Consider the following 20,226-nt stretch of genomic DNA (forward strand, 5'->3'; position numbering starts at 1 on the left):
CAAGGTGACGCCGCGTTTGGCATTCCGGTTGACCATCGCCCTTGCGCTGATCGGCGCGGGGGCACTGGTCCCGTTGTTCGGCCTTTTCGGAATGCCCCTTCGTCCCGGCACTTGGGCCCCAATCGTCGCAATCCTGGCAATCATCGCTGCCTTCGTTTTCGCCAGCGAGGTGGGGGTGGCGCCTGTACAATCCGGCCGGGTGTCGCGCCTCTTGAACATCGTGACGCAGATCATGGCGCTCTACGTGCTGGCAGGCTTGATCGCTCAAAGTGCCTTTGCTGAAAGCGCTGTCGCAGCGTGGTTCGACAGGATGGATGTTGTTCTCCTAACCGTGGTGTTGAAATTGCCCCCGGAACTGGTCCTGCTGCTTCCTGCGTTCGCTGTCATTGTTGCGCTCGGGAGCGGATCGGGCGGAACCCGTTTTCCTTGGCAACCGAAAGGATAATCCCATGACCGACCAGATCATCGCCCGCTACGACTTCGCCGACGACGCCACGTTCCGCGCGGCCTTCGACGCCGATGCCGAGGATCGGGGCCACGCCTCGCTGTCGGTGCTTCAGGTCTGGCGCGAGGGGGCGGGGACCGCGTGGGTGCTGTACCAGGTCGCCGACCCGGCGCGCGCCAGGGCGTATCTCGACGGCGCGCAGCAGGTCTTTGCCTCCGCCGGCGGGGTCACGGGGTCCGAGTTCCACATGGTTAAAACGGCATGACGGTCGCCCCGTCGCCCGAGCTTCTGGCCCTCGGCCTTGCCGCGATCCTGCAGGGGCTGCAGATCGGGCTGGCGGCGTGGTCGATGAACCGCGACGGCATGTCGAAGTGGAACGCCGGGCCGCGCGACGCGCCGCCGCAGTTCTCGGACCTGACCGGGCGGCTTCGGCGCGCCGTGGACAACCACTTCGAGGCGCTGGTGTTCTTCATCATCGCCGTCGTGCTGGTCGAGTTCACGCTGTCGAACAACCTTCTGACCGCCATCTGCGCCTGGATCTACCTTGGCGCGCGGGTGCTGTACGTCCCCGCCTATGCGCTTGGCTGGACGCCGTGGCGTTCGGTGATCTTCGCGGCGGGTATGATAGCCACGATGACGATGACAATCGCCGCGCTGATCTGACCCCGCGCGGCCAAGCGAAGCCATGATCCGGGGGCCGCTTCCCGGTCGTATCTGGAACGAAGGACCAAGTGATGTATGACCTCATCGTGATCGGCGCCGGCCCCGGCGGTTATGTCTGCTCGATCCGCGCGGCGCAGCTTGGCCTCAAGGTCGCCTGCGTCGAGGGGCGCGAGACGCTGGGCGGCACCTGCCTCAACGTGGGCTGCATCCCGTCCAAGGCGCTGCTGCATTCCAGCCACATGCTGCACGAGATGCACGAGAACTTCGCCACGCTGGGCCTGATGAACGCGACCGCCGACGTGGACTGGGAAAAGATGCAGTCCTACAAGGCCGATACGGTCGCCACCAACACCAAGGGCATCGAGTTCCTGTTCAAGAAGAACAAGATCGACTGGATCAAGGGCTGGGCCCGGATCACCGCGCCGGGCAAGGTCATGGTGGGCGACACCGAACACGAGGCCAAAAACATCGTCGTCGCCACCGGCTCGGTCCCGACCGCGCTCAAGGGGATCGAGATCGACAACCCCGGCGGGGTGGTCGTCGATTCGACCGGCGCGCTGGCGCTGCCCGCGATCCCCAACACCATGGTCGTGATCGGCGCGGGCGTGATCGGGCTGGAACTCGGCTCGGTCTATGCGCGGCTCGGGACGCAGGTGACGGTGCTGGAATACCTGGACGCGATCACCCCCGGCATGGACGCCGAGGTGCAGAAGGCGTTCCAGAAGATCCTGTCCAAGCAGGGCCTGGGCTTCCAGCTGGGTTCGGCCGTGCAGGGCGTGGATACCTCGGGCGAGCGGCCGCGCGTGATCTACAAGAACAAGAAGGGCGAGGACTTTGCCCTCGACACCGACGTGGTGCTGGTCGCCACGGGTCGGCGCGCCTATCACGACGGGCTCGGGCTCGACGCGCTGGGGGTCAGGCTGACCGAACGCGGGCAGATCGACGTGGACGGTCACTGGGCGACCAGCGTGCCCGGCATCTACGCCATCGGCGACGCGATCCCCGGGCCGATGCTCGCCCACAAGGCCGAGGACGAGGGCATGGCCGTGGCCGAGGTGATCGCCGGCAAGCACGGGCACGTGAACTACGACGTGATCCCGGGCGTCATCTACACCACGCCCGAGGTCGCGAACGTGGGCCTGACGGAAGCCGCGGCCAAGGCCACGGGGCGCAAGATCAAGACCGGCAAGTTCCCCCTGATGGGCAACGCGCGCGCCAAGGCGATGCTTGAGGCCGAGGGCTTCGTGAAGCTGGTCGTGGACGCCGAGACCGACCGCGTGCTGGGCGCCCACATCATCGGGCCGGGCGCGGGCGAGATGATCCACGAGATCTGCGTGGCGATGGAATTCGGCGCGGCCGCGCAGGACATCGCGCTGACCTGCCACGCCCACCCCACCGTCAGCGAGGCGGTGCGCGAGGCGGCGCTGGCCTGCGGCGACGGCGCGATTCACGTCTGACCCGGTCGCGGCAACACCGGAATCGCTGCCCCGACGCCGCGCCGCGTCGGGGCGACCTGCAACCCGCGTCAAGTCGCACGTGACGTCCACATGCGGTCCGGACGGAACAGCGCGCCGCTAGATGCGGTTTGGTTCCCGCGCGTCGGCAATATATCGCCGGTTCCGGCGACATATCGCGCACAGTCCGACCCGGCGAGGAATCTTTGTTGCTCACAGGGCACGGTTGCCTGCATTCCGGGGCATCGGAACGGCCTTCCGCGGCTCGGTTCCCGTCCCTTCTGGAAGGTAGGACACGTGCTGCAAAGTCTTTCGAACCGCATGAACGCCGCCCTCGGGCGTCTGCTCCCCGAACAACGGCTGTTCCTGAAGTCCGACCAGACCACCCGCTTCGTCCGCCTTTCGCCCATGACGCAGGCCGCAGCCCTTGGCGGGACCGCGATCGTGCTGTCCTGGGCCATCGTCGCAAGCTCGATCCTCGTGACCGACGCGGTCAGCGTCGGCACCACCGCCGATCCGGCCGCCCGCACCCGCAGCGCCTTCGAGGACCGGCTGAACGCGCTTGCGACCGAACGTGACGCCCGCGCCGCCGAGGCGCTGGCCGCGCAGGAACGCTTTGCCGCGGCCCTGGACCAGGTGTCGCAGATGCAGACCCAGCTGCTCGCGTCCGAAGAACAGCGCCGCGAACTGGAAGCCGGGCTTGGCGTCATGCAGGCGTCGCTTCACAACGTGCTGGCGGGGCAGGAACAGGCCCGCGACGTGGCCGCGCTGTCGGACGAGGCGACCGCCCCGGGTGCCGCCCCCGCGGCCGACCGCGCCGAGGAAGTCACCGCCGCGCTCGACATCCTGTCGGGCGAGCTGAAATCCGCCGCCGTCCGCCGCACCGAGGCCGAGGACAAGGCCGCCGAGGCGCAGCGCCTGGCCGACGCCGCCACGACCGAGCGCGACGAGCTGGTCGCCCGCAACGACGAGATCTTCGCCCAGCTGGAAGACGCGGTCGAGATGTCGGTCAAGCCGCTGGACGAAATGTTCCAGAACGTCGGCGTCGATGGCGACAAGCTGCTGGAAACCGTGCGCGAGGGCTATTCGGGCCAGGGCGGTCCGCTGACGCCGATGGGCTATTCGTCGCGCGGCAACGCCGAAATCTCGGAATCCGAGGCGCGGGCGCAGGAAATCGTCGTCTCGCTGGACAAGGTGAACCGCTACCGCATCGCGGTCAGCAAGCTGCCGCTGGCGATGCCGATCAAGTCGGCGTTCCGCTATACCTCGGGCTTCGGGGCGCGCTGGAACCGCAAGCACGAAGGCATCGACATGGCGGGCCCGGTCGGCACGCCGATCTATGCCACGGGCGACGGGGTCATCGTCTATGCCGGCTGGATGAACGGTTACGGCAATCTCATCAAGATCAAGCACGAGCTTGGGACCGAGACCCGCTACGGCCACCTATCCAAGATTCGGGTCAAGGTCGGGCAAAAGGTGTCGCGCAACAGCCTCATCGGTGATATGGGCAACACTGGCCGCTCGACCGGGCCGCATCTGCACTACGAGGTGCGTGTGGACGGGAAGGCCGTGAACCCCATGAGCTTCATCAAGGCTGCAGAGAATGTTTTCTAAGACCCGCGTGACCGAGCCCGGCCCCCGTAGCCAACCGACGAACACCTACGAAACGGAAAGCAGCCGCACGATGGATACCGGATACGACCTGCCTGCCCAGACCCGCCGCACCGGACCCTCGGTCCTGTCGTCCGACCTGACGGTCAAGGGCGACATCCACACCCAGGGCGACGTCCAGATCGAAGGCACCGTCGAAGGCGACATCCGCGCCCACCAGCTGACGGTCGGCGAAAGCGCCACCATCCGCGGCGAGATCGTGGCCGAGGAAATCATTGTGAACGGCCGCGTCGTCGGCCGGGTCCGCGGCCTCAAGGTGCGCCTGTCGGCTACCGCGCGGGTCGAGGGCGACATCGTCCACAAGACCATCGCTATCGAGTCCGGCGCGCATTTCGAAGGTTCGGTCCAGCGCCAGGAAGACCCGCTGGGCGCCGGCCAGACGCCGAAGCTCGCCGCACCCGTCTATCGCGACGAAGCGGCCGACGAGAACGTCTGAGCGACGCCCGCCGCGTATCGTCATCACGAACCACGACACAGGGCGCCCTCGGGCGCCCTTTTACGCTTTCGGCGATCCCTTCAGACGCCGGGACGTGGTGCCGGCGCGGGCCGAGGGCCGGGGCCCGGGTCGGGGGCGGGATCGGGCAACGGCGGGCGGGTCGGATCGGGGATCGGCATCGGCTCGCGCAGGGGGGCGGCACCTGTCCGGGCGTTACCGGACGCGTTATTGGGCGCGTTACCGGGCGCGTTACCGGGCATCATGTAGCCGTTTGTCTGGCGCGTCATCTGGCACATCCTTCCGGTCGCCCCCACGGGCGGGATCAGGCGCGCTGCGGGTCGAAGCGCGCGCGCATCGCGTTGTTGACGGCGGGCGTCACGAACTTGCTGACGTCGCCGCCGAGCCGGGCAATTTCCTTGACCAGCTTAGACGCGATCGCCTGCCGCCGCGCATCGGCCATCAGGAACACCGTCTCGACGCTGGCATCGAGCGCCCGGTTCATGCCGACCATCTGGAACTCGTATTCGAAATCCGCGACCGCGCGCAGCCCGCGCACGATCAGCTGCGCGCCCACGTCGCGGGCGCAGTCGATCAGCAGGTTCTCGAACGGGTGGACGACGATCTCGCCGCCGAACTTCGCGGTGATGGCGGTGCATTCGGCCTGCACCATGTCCACCCGCTCTTCCAGCGAGAACAGCGGCCCCTTGTCGCGGTTGATCGCAACGCCGATCACCAGCCGGTCCACGAGCGCCAGCGCGCGCTGGATGATGTCGACATGCCCCAGCGTGATCGGGTCGAAGGTCCCGGGATAAAGGCCGATGCGCATCACTGTTCCCCATGTCGTCCGGGACGAAGTGGCACCACAAACCCGCCGATCATGCAAGCGTGATGCCGCAGCGCGGCGCGGATCGGCCCAAGGTCGGCGAGGGCGTCAGGCCCCCATGATCATCCCGGTCAGCGCGTCCTTTTCCGACGCGAGCTCCTTCAGCCGCGCCGACACCGCGTCGCCGATCGACACCACGCCGATCAGGCGGCCGTCGGCATCGACGACCGGCAGGTGGCGAAAGCGCCCTTCGGTCATGCGTTCCAGCACCGCGAGCGCGTCGTCGGCGCAGATGCAGGTCGCGACCTCGCGCGTCATCAGGTCGCTTACCTTGCGCGACAGCGTGTCGCCGCCGCGGGCAAGGTCGCGCACGATGTCGCGTTCCGACAGGATCCCCTCGGGCGCGATGCCGTCCGACGTCACCACCACCGCCCCGATCCGGCGGTTGGCCAGCAGTTCGATCGCGCGCGACACCGGATCGTCGGGCGACACCGTCTCGACATGATCCGGGCCGGACTTCATCGCGAGGATCTGCTTGACGATCATGGCGGCGTTCCTTGCTCGCGGGCGGGATTGGCGTGTTCCCCTCAGCTTGACGCGAGTTTTCCCTGCGTCAAGTCCCCAGCGGTGGGCGGCCTGCCCGCCTCGGCCCGCGCGACCTCGGCTTCCAGCCGCGCAACCTCGCGGCGAATGGCGGTCGTGACCTCTTCGGTCAGGCGGGACAGTCGGCCCGACCGCTTGTCGTCGGCGTGGCGGATCAGCCAGAAGGCGCGGCCGAGCGACACCTCGTCCGCCAGCACCCGCCGGACGCCGGGCGCGAAGGGGATGGCGAAGTCGTGGACGATGCCGATCCCCCCGCCCGCCCGGATCGCCTGCATCTGCACGCTGACCGAGTTCGACGTCAGCGCCGCCGCCTCGGCCCCGGTCTCGGCCAGGTAGTCCAGTTCCCGGTCGAAGATCATGTCGGCGATATAGCCGATCATCCGGTGCCCGCGCAGGTCCGCGCGCCGGGTGATGGGCGGGTGACGGGCAAGGTAGTCGTCATGCGCGGCAAGATGCAGGCGGTAGTCGGTGATCTTCTGGACCACAGCGCGCCCCGTCTGCGGCGGACTGACGGCGATCGCCATGTCCGCCTCGCGCCGGGTCAGGTTGAAGACGCGCGGCAGCGCCACGATCTGCACCTCGAGCCCCGGATGATCGCGGCAGAGCCCGGCCGCGACCTGCGGCAGCAGGTAGTTCGCGCAACCGTCCGGCGCCCCGATCCGCAGTTGCCCGGTCAGGCCGCCGGCCAGCGCCAGCGCCTCGCCCGCGTCCTGCGCGGCGCGCTCGGCGGCTTCGGCCGGGGGCACCAGCCGCTGCCCCTCGGGCGTAAGGGCGTAGCCCTGCGGCGTCTTGGCGAACAGGACGCGTCCCAGACCGCCTTCCAGCCGGGCGATACGCCGGCCGACCGTGGATGCGTTCATGCCCAGCCGCGCGCCTGCCCGCGACAGGCTTTCCGTCCGCGCCACCGCCAGAAACACGCGCAGGTCGTCCCAGTCCATTCTACCGCTGCAATCCTGCAAAACGCTTTTGCCGGATCGTCGCTTTACCCCGGCAGTTCCGCAAGGCCATGATCCGCGCGACATCGCATAAACCAAGGGGGCCGCCATGCGCGCCATTCACCACTGGATCGACGGCAAGGCCACGCCCGGCACCTCGGGCCGCACCGCCGACGTCTTCAACCCCGCCACGGGCGAGGTGCAGGCGCGGGTCGATCTCGCCTCGCGCGCGGAAATCGACGCGGCGATCGCGCGGGCCGCGCAGGCGCAGGTCGCCTGGGGCGCCACCAACCCCCAGCGCCGCGCGCGCGTGATGATGAAGATGGTCGATCTCATCAACCGCGACATGGACAAGATGGCCGAGATGCTGTCGTCCGAACACGGCAAGACCTTTCCCGACGCCAAGGGCGACATCCAGCGCGGCCTTGAGGTGATCGAGTTCTCGATCGGTGCGCCGCACTTTATGAAGGGCGAGTTCATCGACGGCGCCGGCCCCGGCATCGACATGTATTCGATGCGCCAGCCCCTGGGCGTCGTGGCCGCGATCACGCCCTTCAACTTCCCGGCCATGATCCCGCTGTGGAAGCTGGGACCCGCCCTCGCGGCCGGGAACGCCGTGATCCTGAAGCCGTCCGAGCGCGACCCGACCGTGCCCAACATGATCGCCGAGCTGTTCAAGGAAGCGGGCCTGCCCGACGGCGTGCTGCAGGTCATCCACGGCGACAAGGAAGCGGTGGACGCGCTGCTGGACAGCGACGTGATCCAGGCGGTGGGCTTCGTCGGCTCGACCCCGATCGCGCAGTACATCTATGAACGCGCGGCCCAGACCGGCAAGCGCGCGCAGTGCTTCGGCGGCGCCAAGAACCACATGATCATCATGCCCGACGCCGATCTCGACCAGGCCGCCGACGCGCTGGTGGGCGCGGGCTACGGCGCGGCGGGCGAACGCTGCATGGCGATCTCGGTCGCCGTGCCGGTGGGCGAGGAAACCGCCGACCGCCTGATCGAGAAGCTGGTGCCCCGGATCGAGAAGCTGAAGGTCGGGCCGTGGACGGCCGGCGACGACGTGGACTACGGGCCCGTGGTGACCAGGGCCGCGCAGGAAAACATCCTGCGGCTGGTGGAAACCGGCGTGGCCCAGGGGGCCGAGCTGGTCGTGGACGGCCGCGACTTCAGCCTGCAGGGCTACGAGGACGGGTTCTTCGTGGGCCCGCACCTCTTCGACCGCGTGACCCCTGACATGGACATCTACCGGAAAGAGATCTTCGGCCCGGTCCTGTCCACCGTCCGCGCGGCGTCCTACGAAGAGGCGCTGAAGCTGGCGATGGACCACGAATACGGCAACGGCATCGCCATGTTCACCCGCGACGGCGACACCGCGCGCGACTTCGCCAGCCGCGTCAACGTCGGCATGATCGGGATCAACGTGCCGATCCCGGTGCCGCTGGCGTATTTCACCTTTGGCGGCTGGAAGAAGTCGGGCTTCGGCGACCTGAACCAGCACGGCCCCGACGCCTTCCGCTTCTACACCCGGACCAAGACGGTCACGAGCCGCTGGCCGTCGGGGATCAAGGAAGGATCGGCCTTCAACTTCAAGGCGATGGACTGACGGGACCGCCGGGCGCGCGCCAGGCACCGGGCGCCTTGCGCCCCGGATAGCGCAGGATACGTGTGGACAGAAGATGCGCGCAGGCCTTGGCCCGCGCGTGACATTTCGGCAATGACTTCGTGGCAGAAGAAGCCGGACGAATGGAGGGGGCGCCCGTGGATTTCGCGTTGACCGAGGAACAGCAGGCCATCTTCGACATGGCCCGCGATTTCGGGGCCGAGCATATCGCCCCCCATTCGCGCGACTGGGAACGCGCGGGCACGATCCCGAAGGATCTGTGGCCGCGGATCGCGCAGCTGGGCTTCGGCGGCCTGTATGTGTCCGAGGACTTCGGCGGCTCGGGCCTTACCCGCCTTGACGCGACGCTGGTGTTCGAGGCGCTGGCGATGGCCGACCCGGCCGTCGGCGCGTTCCTGTCGATCCACAACATGTGCGGCGGCATGATCGACAAGTTCGGCAAGCCCGAGGACAAGGCGCGCTGGCTGCCCGACCTGTGCAGCATGGAAAAGGTGTTCTCCTACTGCCTGACCGAACCCGGCAGCGGATCGGACGCGGCCGCGCTGCGGACGCGCGCACAGCGCACGAACGAAGGCTGGCGATTGAACGGGACCAAGGCCTTCATCTCGGGCGGGGGCTATTCGGACGCCTATGTCTGCATGGTGCGGACGGGCGAGGACGGGCCCAAGGGGATTTCGACAGTGGTGGTCGAGGACGGGGCCGCGGGCCTGTCCTTCGGCGCGCTCGAGGACAAGATGGGCTGGCGCGCGCAGCCGACGAGCGAGGTTCAGTTCGACGACTGCGACGTGCCGGCCGAGAACCTGATCGGCGAGGAAGGGCGCGGCTTCAGCTACGCCATGGCGGGGCTGGACGGCGGGCGGCTGAACATCGCGGCAAGCGCGTTGGGCGGCGCGCAGGCGGCGCTGGACCGGACCGTCGCCTACATGGGCGAGCGGCGCGCCTTCGGCAAGACGCTCGACCAGTTCCAGGCGCTGCAGTTCAAGCTGGCCGAGCTGGAAACCGCCCTGCAATCGGCCCGCGTCTTTCTCCGCCAGGCGGCGTGGAAGCTGGACCGGAAGGCGCCGGACGCCACCAAGTTCTGCGCGATGGCCAAGCTCTACGTCACCGACCGCAGCTTCGAGGTCGCGAACGACTGCCTGCAACTGCACGGCGGCTATGGCTACCTCGCCGATTTCGGGGTGGAAAAGATCGTGCGCGACCTGCGCGTCCACCAGATCCTGGAAGGCACCAACGAGATCATGCGCCTGATCGTCAGCCGCGCGCTTCTGGCCGAGCGGGGGCAGGCATGAGCGATCTTTCCATCCGCAAGGACCGGCGCGCGGGCCGGATCACCTTCACCCGCCCGCAGGCGCTGAATGCGCTGACGCATGAAATGGCGGTGGCGATCCACCGCGCGCTGGACGACTGGCGCGGCGATCCGGGCGTGGCGCTGGTCATCATCGACGCCGAGGGGGACCGCGCGTTCTGCGCCGGCGGCGACATCGCGGCGGTCTATCATGCCGGGCGCGCGGGCGATCATGCGGTGGGGCAGGACTTCTTCGCCGACGAATACCGGATGAACGCGGAGATCGCGGATTTTGCCAAGCCCATCGTGGCGTTTATGCAGGGCTTCGTCATGGGCGGGGGCGTGGGCGTGGGCGGCCATGCCGGGCACCGGGTCGTCGGCGACACGACGCAGGTGGCGATGCCGGAATCGGGGATCGGGCTGATCCCGGACGTGGGCGGGACCTGGCTTCTGTCCCGCGCGCCGGGGCGGATCGGGGAATATCTGGGCCTGACCGGCGCGCGGATGGATGCGGGCGACGCGATCCACGCGGGGTTTGCGGACATCTACCTGCCCGAGGCCGAATGGGACGCGGCCAAGGAGATGCTGGCCGACACTGGCGACGTGACGCGCCTGAAGGGCCGCCCCGCGCCCGCGTCGGCGCTGGCAGACCGCGACCTGTCGGCCTTCGGCGGCCGCGGTGTCGATGACATCGTGGCCGCGCTGGAACAGCAGGGCGACGAGGGGGCGCTGAAGCCGCTGCGCCGGAACTCCCCCCTGTCGATGGCGGCGACGCTGGCGATGGTGCGGGCGGCGCGGGGCGACCAGCGAATGCAGGACGCGGTGAGCCGCGAATACCGCTTCACCCGCCGCGCGACGGCGCAGTCGGACTTCCTTGAAGGGGTGCGGGCGCAGATCATCGACAAGGACCGCTTGCCGGTCTGGGCGGCGGATGCGGGGCCGGCGGCGGTCGATGCGATGCTGGCGCCGCTGGGGGCGGACGAACTGGAATGGGAGGATCGGGCATGAAGATCGGCTTCATCGGGCTGGGGAACATGGGGGCGCCGATGGCGCGCAACCTGGCGGCGGCCGGGCACGAGGTGTCGGGCTTCGATCCGGCAGCGGCGGATGTGGACGGCGTGACCCCGGCGACCGGCGCGGCCGAGGCTGTGGCGGGCGCGGACGTGGTCATCACCATGCTGCCGAACGGGCAGATCCTGAAGTCGGTCGCGGCGCAGGTGATCCCGGCGATGAAGCCGGGCGCGATCCTGTGCGACTGCTCGACCGTGGACGTGGACAGCGCGCGCGAGGTCGCGGCGCAGGCGGCGGCGGCCGGGCTGGGGTCGCTGGACGCGCCCGTCTCGGGCGGCATCGGCGGGGCGGCGGCGGGCACGCTGACCTTCATGGCGGGCGGCAGCGACGATGCGTTCGCGACCGTGCGCCCGCTGTTCGAGATCATGGGCCAGAAGGCGGTCCATTGCGGCGAGGCGGGCGCGGGTCAGGCGGCCAAGATCTGCAACAACATGATCCTGGGCGCGACGATGGTCGCCACCTGCGAGGCGTTCGCGCTGGCGCAGAAGCTTGATCTCGACGCGCAAAAGCTGTTCGACGTGGTGTCCACCTCGTCGGGGTCGTCGTGGTCCACCAACGCCTATTGCCCGGTGCCGGGAGTGGGGCCGAAGTCGCCGGCCGACAACGGCTATCGCCCCGGCTTCGCAGCCGAGCTGATGCTGAAGGACCTGCGCCTGTCGCAGCAGGCCGCGACCTCGGTCGATGCGGACACGCCGATGGGGCAGCTCGCGACCGAGCTTTACACCAGCTTCGTAGAAACCGAGGACGGGCGCGGGCGCGATTTCTCGGCGATGCTGCCGCGACTTGCGGCGCGGGGGCGCAACGCGGGCTGAGAGCGCAAGCTGAATGGCGGAGGACGGTCCAAGCCCGCCGCCTACCCCCGCCCCAGCAGCGACCGCGCGGCGTCGCGGGCGGCGGGGGTCACCTGCTCGCCCGCCAGCATCCGCGCCAGTTCCTCGACCCGCTCGGCCTCGGGCAGGTCCTCGACGCGCGAGGTGGTCATCCCGTCCGCCACCGACTTCGCCACCCGGAAATGCCGGCTTCCCAGCGCCGCGACCTGCGGCGAGTGGGTGACGACCAGCACCTGCGCGCCCTCGGCCAGCCGCGCCAGCCTCCGCCCCACCGCGTCGGCGGTCGCGCCGCCGACGCCGCGGTCGATCTCGTCGAAGATCATCACCAGCGTGTCGCTGCCGCGCGCAAGGCTGACCTTGAGCGCCAGCAGGAACCGCGACAGCTCGCCCCCCGACGCGATCCGGTCCAGCGGACCCGACGGCGCGCCGGGGTTGGTGGCGACGGTGAAAGCCACGGTGTCGCGGCCTTCGGGGCCGGGTTCGCCGTCGCTCAGCCGGGTCTCGAACACCGCCCGCTCCATCTTCAGCGGCGCGAGTTCGGCGGCCATCGACTGGTCCAGCCGGCCCGCCGCCTCGGTCCGCGCGGCGGTCACGGCGGCGGCGGCGGCGTCATAGGCGGCATCGGCGTCGCGGACCGCGCGCGTCAGCCCGTCCAGCCGCGCCTCGCCCGCGTCGAGCGCGGCGAGCCGCTCCGACAACTCCCCCGCCAACGTCGCCAGATCGTCGGGCAGCACGTCGTGCTTGCGGGCAAGCGCGCGCAGCGCGAACAGCCGCTCCTCGGTCGCCTCGAGCGTGGCGGGGTCGTAGGACATCGCCGACAGCGCGTCCTCGATCCCGCCCGTCGCCTCGCCCAGTTCCACCAGCGCGCGCGCCAGCGCCTCGAGCGGCTGGTCCAGCCGCCCCTCGGCGGTCTCGACCGCGCCTTCCAGCCAGCGCACCGCCTCGACCATCGCGCCCTCGGCGCCATCGCCCGACAGGATCTGCAGCGCCCGGTCCACGTCGCTGCGGATGCGCTCGGCCGCCTGCATCTGCCGCCGCTCGGTGTCCAGCTTCACGTCCTCGCCGGCCTCGGGCGACAGCTTTTCCAGTTCGGCCACGGCGTGGCGCAGGAAATCCTCTTCCTTGCGGGCGGCGTCCAGCGCCGCTTCCGCCTCGGCCAGCGCGGCGGCGGCGCGGCGGCGGGCGGTCCATGCCTCGCGCAGCGGCGCAAGGTCGATCCCGGCAAAGGCGTCCAGCAGCGCCCGGTGGCCGCGGGGGTTCAGCAGGCCCCGGTCGTCGTGCTGGCCGTGCAGTTCCACCAGGCTGTCCGACAGCGCCCGCAGCACCTCGCCCGACACGCGGCGGTCGTTGACCCAGCCGGTCTTGCGGCCGTCGGCGGCGTTGACGCGGCGCAGGATCAGGTCGTCCTCGACCTCGATCCCCGCATCCGCCAGCACGGCGCGCGCAGGGTGGCCGGGCGGCAGGTCGAACACCGCCGTCACCTCGCCCTGCGCCGCGCCCGCGCGGACCAGCTCGGCCCGGCCGCGCCAGCCCAGGACAAAGCCCAGGCAGTCCAGCAGGATCGACTTGCCCGCCCCGGTCTCGCCCGTCAGCACGTTCAGCCCGGGCGCGAAATCCAGCGACAGCCGGTCGATCAGCAGCATGTCGCGGATGTCCATCGCGCGCAGCATGTCAGACGCCCCCGATCGGCAAGGCCGCGCGCGCCGCCGCGCGGCCTACAGCCACTTGCCCTGGATGACCTGCCGATAGACCGTCGTCAGCCAGTTGTCCCCCGCCGGGGTCGCCGAGAGGCCGCGCCCGCGCAGCTGCGCATAGGCGTCCTGATAGAACGGCGACGACTGGAAGTTGTGGCCGAGGATCGCGCCGGCGGTCTGCGCCTCGTCGGTCAGGCCGAGGGCGAGATATGCCTCGACCAGCCGCATCAGCGCCTCGGGCGTGTGGGTCGTGGTCTGGTAATCCTCGACCACGACGCGGAAGCGGTTGATGGCCGACGCGTAGTTGCCGCGCTTCAGGTAGTAGCGCCCGATCTCCATCTCCTTGGCCGCGAGATGGTCGAAGGCAAGGTCGAACTTGAGGATCGACGAGCGCGCGTATTCGGTGTCGGGATAGCCCTCGATCACCTCGCGCAGCGCCTGCAGGGCCTGGAAGGTCAGGCCCTGGTCGCGGCCGACCTCGTCGATCTGGTCGTAATAGCTGAGCGCCAGCAGGTACTTGGCATAAGCCTCGTCCTGGTCGCCCGGATAGGTGTCGATGAAGCGTTGCGCCGCGCCGCGCGCTTCCTCGTACTGCTTGGCGCGGTGGTGGCTGAACGCCTGCATGATGAGCGCGCGCTTGGCCCATTCTGAATAGGGATACAGCCGCTCGATCTCGCTGAAATAGTAGATCGCGGATTCCGGCTGGCGGGTGTTCTCAAGCTCGTATTCGCCGCGCTTGTAGATCTGTTCGGCCGTGAAGTCCTCGACCGGCGGGCGGGTGCCGTTGCCGGGGCGCGAGCCGTTGCCGCAGGCGACCAGCGTTGCGACCGTCAGGATCAAAGCCCCGCGCCGGGCTGCCGATTTCAAGCCTGCCATACCGCTCCTGCCTGCCGCTGGACATTCACCGCCGACGCGTCGAAGGCGCGGCTCGGCTGTCCCTAGCACACATACCAAGGGGGCGCAAAAGCGCAAACCGCTTGGCGATTTCCTGTTTGCGGGCAAATGGCTGGCGGCCCCGCGACGCGGCTGCGCGGCGGGGTCGTCCACGCGATCGGGCCGCGCAATCCGCTCTTGCAATCGTGTCACGCGATCAGGTCGGCACCGAACCCGGCCGGGATCAGGCGACCGCCGCCCGGGACTGCGCGGGGGCGGCATGGGCGATCACGCCCGCCCCCGGAAGTCGCCCCGCGAGATCGGGGGAACAGTCGGTCCATTCCCACGCGGTGGGGTCCGCGAACAGCGCCCGCAGCAGCCGGTTGGTCATGCTATGACCCGCGCGGTTGCCGACATAGCGCGCCAGCAGCGGCGCGCCGGCCAGCGCAAGGTCGCCCACCGCGTCCAGCATCTTGTGGCGCACCGGCTCGTCGTCGTGGCGCAGCCCGCCCGGCGACAGCACCCGGTCGCCGTCAAACACGACCGCGTTGAAGTAGGTGCCGCCGAGCGCCAGCCCGTTCGACTGCATCGCCTCGACATCGGCGCGGCGGCAGAAGGTGCGGCTGTCCATCAGCTCGCGCACGAAAGCGCCGTTGGCGAGGTCCAGCCGCTTCGTCTGCGCCCCGATCGCCGGGTCGGCGAAGTCGATCGCGAACTCCATTTCCAGGTGATCGGCGGGAACGAGGCGGGCGAATGCCTCGCCCTGCCGCACCTCGACGGGTTTCAGGACGCGGATCGCGCGCAGCGGCGCGTCCTGCTGCGCCAGCCCGGCGCCCAGGATGCCCGACACGAAGGCCGCGGACGAGCCGTCGAGGATCGGAACCTCGGGGCCGTCCAGTTCGATCCGGACGTTATGGACGCCCGTGCCCGCCAGCGCGGCCATGATGTGTTCGATGGTCGAGATCGTGGTGCCGTCGGGGCCGCGCAGCAGCGTGCACAGCTGCGACGGCACGACCGCGTCCCACAGCGCCGGCACCGGGGCCGCGTCGCGCAGGTCCACGCGGACGAAGACGATCCCGTGCCCCGCCGGGGCCGGACGCAGCGACATGCGCGCGGGCGCGCCGGAGTGAAGCCCGACGCCCTTGAAATCCACCGTCCTTGCAAGTGTCGTCTGCATCGCCGTCAATTCCCGAGTCCGTCCCGTCCGTCGTGGCCCGGCCGCCCGAACGGGCAAGATGAGGGCCGACCGGTCTGACGCCGGTCTGCATCCGAGGTAGGACGGCGAAGGTCCTGCAACAATTAACGATTTGTAACCGCATGTAACAAACGCCCGGCCTCGGCGGCGTTCCGCGGGTGCTGCTGCCGCAACTCGCTGTTTTGCAAAAAGAAAGGCCGCTCGAAAGCGGCCTTTTCGCGTCGTTCGGGTGCCGGATCGGTGATCGGGCGTCGGCGCGTGTTCCGCGCGCGAGAGCGGTCTCAGTTCGCCTGGCGGCGCAGGAAAGCCGGGATTTCCACGTTGTCCGAGGCCGAGTCGGGCGACGCGAGGTCGTCGAAGTCGGTCTCGGCGGGGCGGGCGCGATTCATGCGGTCGCTCACGCGTTCGGCGATCGACCCGGCACCGGCGCGGGGCGCGGCGGGGGCCGCGTCGCCGTGGTGGGTCATCCGTTCCAGCATCCGGCCCAGCCCCGCGATGCGCGAGGGGCCGCGCGGCGCTTCGGGCTGCGGCTCGGCCGCGGCGCGCGGCTGCGGGGCGGCGCCCTTTTCGGCGCGGGCCTTTTCGGCGCGCGCGAGGATGCCGGCCAGGCGGTCCTGCACCTCGGGACGCTGGCCGCCGGCCGCGCGGGTCGGCGCGGTGAAGCCGCCGGCCGGTTCGTTCAGCCGGTCCGCAAGCCGGGGCTCGGGACGCGGCTCGTGACGCGGTTCGGCCCGAACGTCGGCCCGAACATCGGGGCGCGCTTCCGAACGCGGCTCGGCGTCGCGCGGGCTGTAGGCCGGCGCAGGCATGTCGTGTTCGGCGTCGGCGTCATGGCGCACGGCCGGGCGGGCCGGGGCCTGCTCGGACACGATCGGGCTGCGGCGCGCGGGCACCGGCAGGTCGTCGTCATGCTTGTGCGCGGCGGGCGCCACGCGCGACACCGGCTCGGACAGTCCGCGACGGGGGTTCGCCTCGGCCTTGGCCATGTCGATGCCGGTCGCGACGACGGATACGCGGACCGCGCCTTCCATGGTCGGATCCAGGGTCGAGCCGACGATGATGTTGGCGTCGGCATCGACCTTTTCGCGGATCTTCTCGGCCGCCTCGTCCATCTCGAACAGGGTCAGGTCGTAGCCGCCGGTGATATTGATGAGAACGCCCTTGGCGCCGTTCAGGCTGATCTCGTCCAGCAGCGGGTTGGCGATCGCCTTTTCGGCGGCTTCCACGGCGCGGTTGTCGCCGGTGCCTTCGCCCGTGCCCATCATGGCCTTGCCCATCTCGTCCATCACCGCGCGCACGTCGGCGAAGTCGAGGTTGATGAGGCCCGGACGGACCATCAGGTCGGTCACGCCCTTAACGCCCTGGTAGAGCACGTCGTCGGCCATCGCGAAGGCTTCGGTGAAGGTGGTCTTTTCGTTCGCGAGCCGGAACAGGTTCTGGTTCGGGATGATGATGAGGGTATCGACGACCTTCTGCAGCGCCTCGACGCCTTCGTCGGCCTGCCGCATCCGCTTGCTGCCCTCGAACTGGAAGGGCTTCGTGACCACGCCGACTGTCAGGATCCCCATCTCGCGTGCGGCCTGGGCGATGATCGGGGCGGCGCCGGTGCCGGTGCCGCCGCCCATGCCCGCGGTGATGAAGCACATGTGCGCGCCCATCAGGTGATCGACGATATCCTCGATCGTTTCCTCGGCGGCTTTCGCGCCGATCGACGGTTTCGCGCCCGCACCAAGACCCTCGGTCACTTTCGGGCCAAGCTGCACGCGCGATTCCGACCGGCTTTGCGCCAGCGCCTGCGCGTCGGTGTTGGCGACGACGAAGGTGACGCCGTCCAGCTGCTTCTCGATCATGTTGTTGACCGCGTTGCCGCCCGCGCCGCCGACGCCGAAGACGGTGATGCGCGGACGAAGCTCGTCGTCGTCGTTCATCATGAGGTTCAGTGACATCCCCGCTGCCCTTTCCGCTGCCGCCGGGTCTGGGCGCCCGGTCGAATCCCAATCTCGAGGTTCAGCGTAGTCCGATTCTCGGCCAGCGTCACCTTCAAACGGGCGTTATCCACAAAATATGGCGTGGTCGCAGGCGTGCTTGGGCGGTATGTTGCCCACGCCCCATCATCTGGTGGAATGTTCGTGATCCACCCCAACCAAGCGCGGCGGGCGACTTACCAGTGGTTGCGGAACCACCGAGCGACGCGCCGGACGCTGCGCGCGCCGTGGCTGCTGACGGGCATGTCGAAGTCCCACCATTCGTCCTGCGGATGCGCCGCGAACAGCGCGAGGCCCACCGTCGCCGCGTGTCCCGGCGTCGTCATGTTCTGCGCCAGCCCCTGGATCCGCAGCGGGCGGCCGATCCGCACGTTCTGGCCCAGGATGCGGGCGGCCAGCGTTTCCAGACCGGGGATCTGGCTGCCGCCGCCGGTCAGCACGATCTGGCGGCTGGGCATGTAGTCGAAGCCTGCGGCGTCCAGCACGGCGCGCACCTCGTCAAGAATCTCTTCGACACGCGGGCGCATGATCCCGATCAGGTCGGCGCGGCTGACGGTGCGGCGGTCGTGATCCCAGTCGCCGGTCTCGTGGGCGGGGCCGCCCGCGCCGCCATCGACCTGGATCATCTCGCGGTCGTCGCGGCCGGTGGCCTCGATGCCGCCGTGGCGCGTCTTGAGCCATTCGGCCATCTGCGTGGACACGCGCAGCCCGCGCGCGATGTCCTGGGTCACAAGCTCGCCCCCCATCCGCACGGCGTCGGCGAAGATCATGTGCTTGCGGACGAAGATAGAGACGCCGGTGACGCCGCCGCCCATGTCGATGCAGGCGCTGCCCAGTTCCTGTTCATCCTCGACCAGCGCCGCGCGCCCCGCGACATAGGCGGCCGAGGCGACGCCCGCCAGTTCCAGGTCACAGCGGCGGATGCAGTGGACGAGGTTGCCGGCGGCGTCGCCGTCGATCGTCAGGGCATGGACATCGACCGCCAGCTTGTTGCCGACGTGGTCGCGCGGGTCCGACAGGCCCGAACGGCTGTCCACGGCGAAGTTCACGGGCTGCGCGTGCAGCACCTCGCGGCCGCGCCCGAAATCGGGCACGTCGCAGGACGCCAGCACCGCGCCGATGTCATGGTCGGCGCATTTGCCGCTGGCCAGCGTGACCTCGCCCGCAAGCCCGTAGGACGAGGGGCGCGCGCCGGACAGGCAGGCGATGACGTGATCGACGCGGACGCCCGCGCGCTTCTGGGCCGAGGACACGACGGTGCGGACCGCGCGCTCGGTCTCGGCCATCGTCTCGATCTCGCCGTAGCGCATGCCGCGCGACTGGGTGGTGGCGGCGCCGATCACGCGAAAGTTCGACTGCCCGGCCATCGGGCCCACGCCGTCCTCCTCGCGGAACTGGCCGGGGCCGTCGAACTGCAGGACGATGCACGACATCTTCGAGGTGCCGATGTCCAGCACCGCCATCACCCCGCGCGCCAGCGCCGCCCGGCGCATCTGCCGCATCGCCCGTTGCTCGTGGTAAAGATCGCCCATCGCCCTTGTCGCCCCTGCCTGTCCCTGTTGCCCGTGCCGGTCGTGCCGCCCGCGACGCTCAGCCCTTCTTCGAAGGCTTCTTCGTCGCGGCCGTGGATTTGTTCGTCGTGTTTTTCTTCGTCGTCGCTTTCTTGGCGGCGGCCTTGGCCGCGTCCTCCGGCGGCTCGATGATGCGGCCGTCGGCGCCGATCTCGGGCTCGCCGCGCGCGCGGCGCAGCGTGTTCTGCGCGGTCAGCCCCATCCGCACGATGGGACGGTCGCCGTTGCGAAGGTCCACCACCGCCACGTCGCGCGACAGAAGCGTGCGGGTGCGGTCCAGCGCGATGGCGTGTTCCAGCGCCTGCACCGCGCGATCCTCGGGCAGCATGATCCGCTGGCCGCGATCCAGCACCAGATCCCAGCGCCGCGCGCCCATCCGTTCCAGGCCGCGCACGCGGGGCAGGATCGGGCCGGCGGCGTCGATCAGCGTCATCGCCTCGGCGGCGGCGGCGTTCGCGCCCTCGCCCGCGATCATCGGCAGGTCCGGGCGCACGTCGCGCGACGTGGCCGAGGCGACGCGGTGGCCGGTCTTGTCCAGAAGCTCGATCCCGCGCGCGTGACGCCACAGCATCGCGGGCGTGCGCTCGGTCACGACCGCCGACAGGACGCCGCCCGGCTCGATCCGCAGTTCGATCTTTTCGACGGCATCAAGGTTCAGGACCGCGACCCGCAGCGCCTCAAGGTCGATGTCGAAGCTGGAGGCGGGCAGCGTCACCGGCAGCATCGCCCGCAGGCCCTTGTCCACGACCGGCGACGCGCCCTCGATCCGCATCGAATGGACCATGAACTCGTCGCGGGTCTGGACCTTTTCGACCATCGCCGTGACGCCGCCGCTGATCTCGGCCCGGCGGGTCTCGTCCGACAGGTACAGCCCCACGACCATCGCCAGCGCAAAAGCGGGCAGGCCCACGCGCAGGATGCGGCGGTAAAGCGGCGTGAGCCAGATCCGGTTCAGGCGATAGGCCAGCCGCGACGGTGCAGGATCGCGGCGCGCGGGGCGAGGCTGCGCCTGCGGGCGGGCGGGCGCGGGGCGCGCGGGCGCCGGGCGGCCCAGCATGGCGTGGC

19 protein-coding genes are annotated in these 20,226 nt (G+C 69.7%); 10 read left to right on the forward strand and 9 right to left on the reverse strand.

The annotated features are described in order from the left end of the window. The first annotated feature begins 28 nt into the window (after positions 1 to 28). The 6 genes from FNF32_RS01580 to FNF32_RS01605 all read left to right on the forward strand — a co-directional run bounded on the left by FNF32_RS01580 (position 29) and on the right by FNF32_RS01605 (position 4,669). On the forward strand, positions 29 to 445 hold the full coding sequence (locus FNF32_RS01580; protein WP_131674648.1) for a hypothetical protein: 417 nt from the start codon (positions 29 to 31) through the stop codon (positions 443 to 445). 4 nt (positions 446 to 449) lie between these two features. Next, positions 450 to 710, forward strand: coding sequence for a hypothetical protein (locus tag FNF32_RS01585; RefSeq protein ID WP_131674649.1), 261 nt, complete (start codon positions 450 to 452; stop codon positions 708 to 710). Beyond that, positions 707 to 1,108, forward strand: a complete 402-nt coding sequence (locus FNF32_RS01590; RefSeq protein ID WP_131674650.1) for an MAPEG family protein — start codon at positions 707 to 709, stop codon at positions 1,106 to 1,108. The genes FNF32_RS01585 and FNF32_RS01590 overlap by 4 nt, the downstream gene beginning before the upstream one ends. Positions 1,109 to 1,179: 71 nt before the next feature. Further along, positions 1,180 to 2,565, forward strand: a complete 1,386-nt coding sequence (lpdA, locus tag FNF32_RS01595; RefSeq protein ID WP_131674651.1) for a dihydrolipoyl dehydrogenase — start codon at positions 1,180 to 1,182, stop codon at positions 2,563 to 2,565. A gap of 294 nt (positions 2,566 to 2,859) precedes the next feature. Beyond that, positions 2,860 to 4,176 carry a DUF5930 domain-containing protein gene (locus FNF32_RS01600; RefSeq protein WP_246087628.1) on the forward strand — a complete coding sequence of 439 codons (1,317 nt, stop codon included), beginning with the start codon at positions 2,860 to 2,862 and terminating at the stop codon, positions 4,174 to 4,176. Next, on the forward strand, positions 4,166 to 4,669 hold the full coding sequence (locus FNF32_RS01605) for a bactofilin family protein (protein ID WP_131674652.1): 504 nt from the start codon (positions 4,166 to 4,168) through the stop codon (positions 4,667 to 4,669). Before FNF32_RS01600 ends, FNF32_RS01605 begins: the two co-directional genes overlap by 11 nt. 322 nt (positions 4,670 to 4,991) lie before the next feature. Here the strand turns inward: FNF32_RS01605 and coaD are convergent, their stop codons facing one another. The 3 genes from coaD to FNF32_RS01620 all read right to left on the reverse strand — a co-directional run bounded on the left by coaD (position 4,992) and on the right by FNF32_RS01620 (position 7,033). Then, positions 4,992 to 5,495, reverse strand: coding sequence for a pantetheine-phosphate adenylyltransferase (coaD, locus tag FNF32_RS01610; protein WP_131674654.1), 504 nt, complete (start codon positions 5,493 to 5,495; stop codon positions 4,992 to 4,994). Positions 5,496 to 5,600: 105 nt separating this feature from the next. Continuing rightward, positions 5,601 to 6,038, reverse strand: coding sequence for a CBS domain-containing protein (locus tag FNF32_RS01615; RefSeq protein ID WP_131674655.1), 438 nt, complete (start codon positions 6,036 to 6,038; stop codon positions 5,601 to 5,603). A gap of 41 nt (positions 6,039 to 6,079) precedes the next feature. Next, on the reverse strand, positions 6,080 to 7,033 hold the full coding sequence (locus FNF32_RS01620; protein WP_131674656.1) for a LysR family transcriptional regulator: 954 nt from the start codon (positions 7,031 to 7,033) through the stop codon (positions 6,080 to 6,082). 106 nt (positions 7,034 to 7,139) lie between these two features. On the opposite strand from FNF32_RS01620, the gene FNF32_RS01625 reads away from it, so the two are divergent. The 4 genes from FNF32_RS01625 to mmsB all read left to right on the forward strand — a co-directional run bounded on the left by FNF32_RS01625 (position 7,140) and on the right by mmsB (position 11,825). Beyond that, positions 7,140 to 8,639 carry a CoA-acylating methylmalonate-semialdehyde dehydrogenase gene (locus FNF32_RS01625; RefSeq protein WP_131674657.1) on the forward strand — a complete coding sequence of 500 codons (1,500 nt, stop codon included), beginning with the start codon at positions 7,140 to 7,142 and terminating at the stop codon, positions 8,637 to 8,639. A 155-nt stretch (positions 8,640 to 8,794) separates the two neighbouring features. Next, positions 8,795 to 9,946, forward strand: coding sequence for an acyl-CoA dehydrogenase family protein (locus tag FNF32_RS01630; RefSeq protein WP_131674658.1), 1,152 nt, complete (start codon positions 8,795 to 8,797; stop codon positions 9,944 to 9,946). After that, entirely contained in the window at positions 9,943 to 10,950 is a 1,008-nt protein-coding gene (locus tag FNF32_RS01635) for an enoyl-CoA hydratase/isomerase family protein (protein WP_131674659.1), read from the forward strand. The genes FNF32_RS01630 and FNF32_RS01635 overlap by 4 nt, the downstream gene beginning before the upstream one ends. Then, the gene (gene mmsB, locus FNF32_RS01640) at positions 10,947 to 11,825 is read left to right on the forward strand and encodes a 3-hydroxyisobutyrate dehydrogenase (protein WP_131674660.1); all 879 of its coding nucleotides are present in this window, start codon (positions 10,947 to 10,949) and stop codon (positions 11,823 to 11,825) included. The genes FNF32_RS01635 and mmsB overlap by 4 nt, the downstream gene beginning before the upstream one ends. Before the next feature lie 41 nt (positions 11,826 to 11,866). On the opposite strand, the gene recN is transcribed toward mmsB, so the two are convergent. The 6 genes from recN to FNF32_RS01670 form a co-directional block, all read right to left on the reverse strand. Further along, a complete protein-coding gene (recN, locus tag FNF32_RS01645) occupies positions 11,867 to 13,513 on the reverse strand; it encodes a DNA repair protein RecN (protein WP_131674661.1) in 1,647 nt (548 codons plus the stop codon). Positions 13,514 to 13,558: 45 nt separating this feature from the next. Beyond that, positions 13,559 to 14,413, reverse strand: a complete 855-nt coding sequence (locus FNF32_RS01650) for an outer membrane protein assembly factor BamD (RefSeq protein ID WP_131674662.1) — start codon at positions 14,411 to 14,413, stop codon at positions 13,559 to 13,561. Between the two features lie 241 nt (positions 14,414 to 14,654). Continuing rightward, on the reverse strand, positions 14,655 to 15,587 hold the full coding sequence (lpxC, locus tag FNF32_RS01655) for a UDP-3-O-acyl-N-acetylglucosamine deacetylase (RefSeq protein WP_131674663.1): 933 nt from the start codon (positions 15,585 to 15,587) through the stop codon (positions 14,655 to 14,657). 299 nt (positions 15,588 to 15,886) lie between these two features. After that, entirely contained in the window at positions 15,887 to 17,551 is a 1,665-nt protein-coding gene (ftsZ, locus tag FNF32_RS01660) for a cell division protein FtsZ (protein WP_143796449.1), read from the reverse strand. Between the two features lie 215 nt (positions 17,552 to 17,766). Continuing rightward, a complete protein-coding gene (gene ftsA, locus FNF32_RS01665; RefSeq protein WP_131675470.1) occupies positions 17,767 to 19,122 on the reverse strand; it encodes a cell division protein FtsA in 1,356 nt (451 codons plus the stop codon). A 58-nt stretch (positions 19,123 to 19,180) separates the two neighbouring features. Then, positions 19,181 to 20,218 carry a cell division protein FtsQ/DivIB gene (locus tag FNF32_RS01670; RefSeq protein WP_143796461.1) on the reverse strand — a complete coding sequence of 346 codons (1,038 nt, stop codon included), beginning with the start codon at positions 20,216 to 20,218 and terminating at the stop codon, positions 19,181 to 19,183. Positions 20,219 to 20,226: the final 8 nt, after the last annotated feature.

It is taken from the genome of Paracoccus marinus, assembly GCF_007018965.1.
Lineage (GTDB): Bacteria > Pseudomonadota > Alphaproteobacteria > Rhodobacterales > Rhodobacteraceae > Paracoccus > Paracoccus marinus.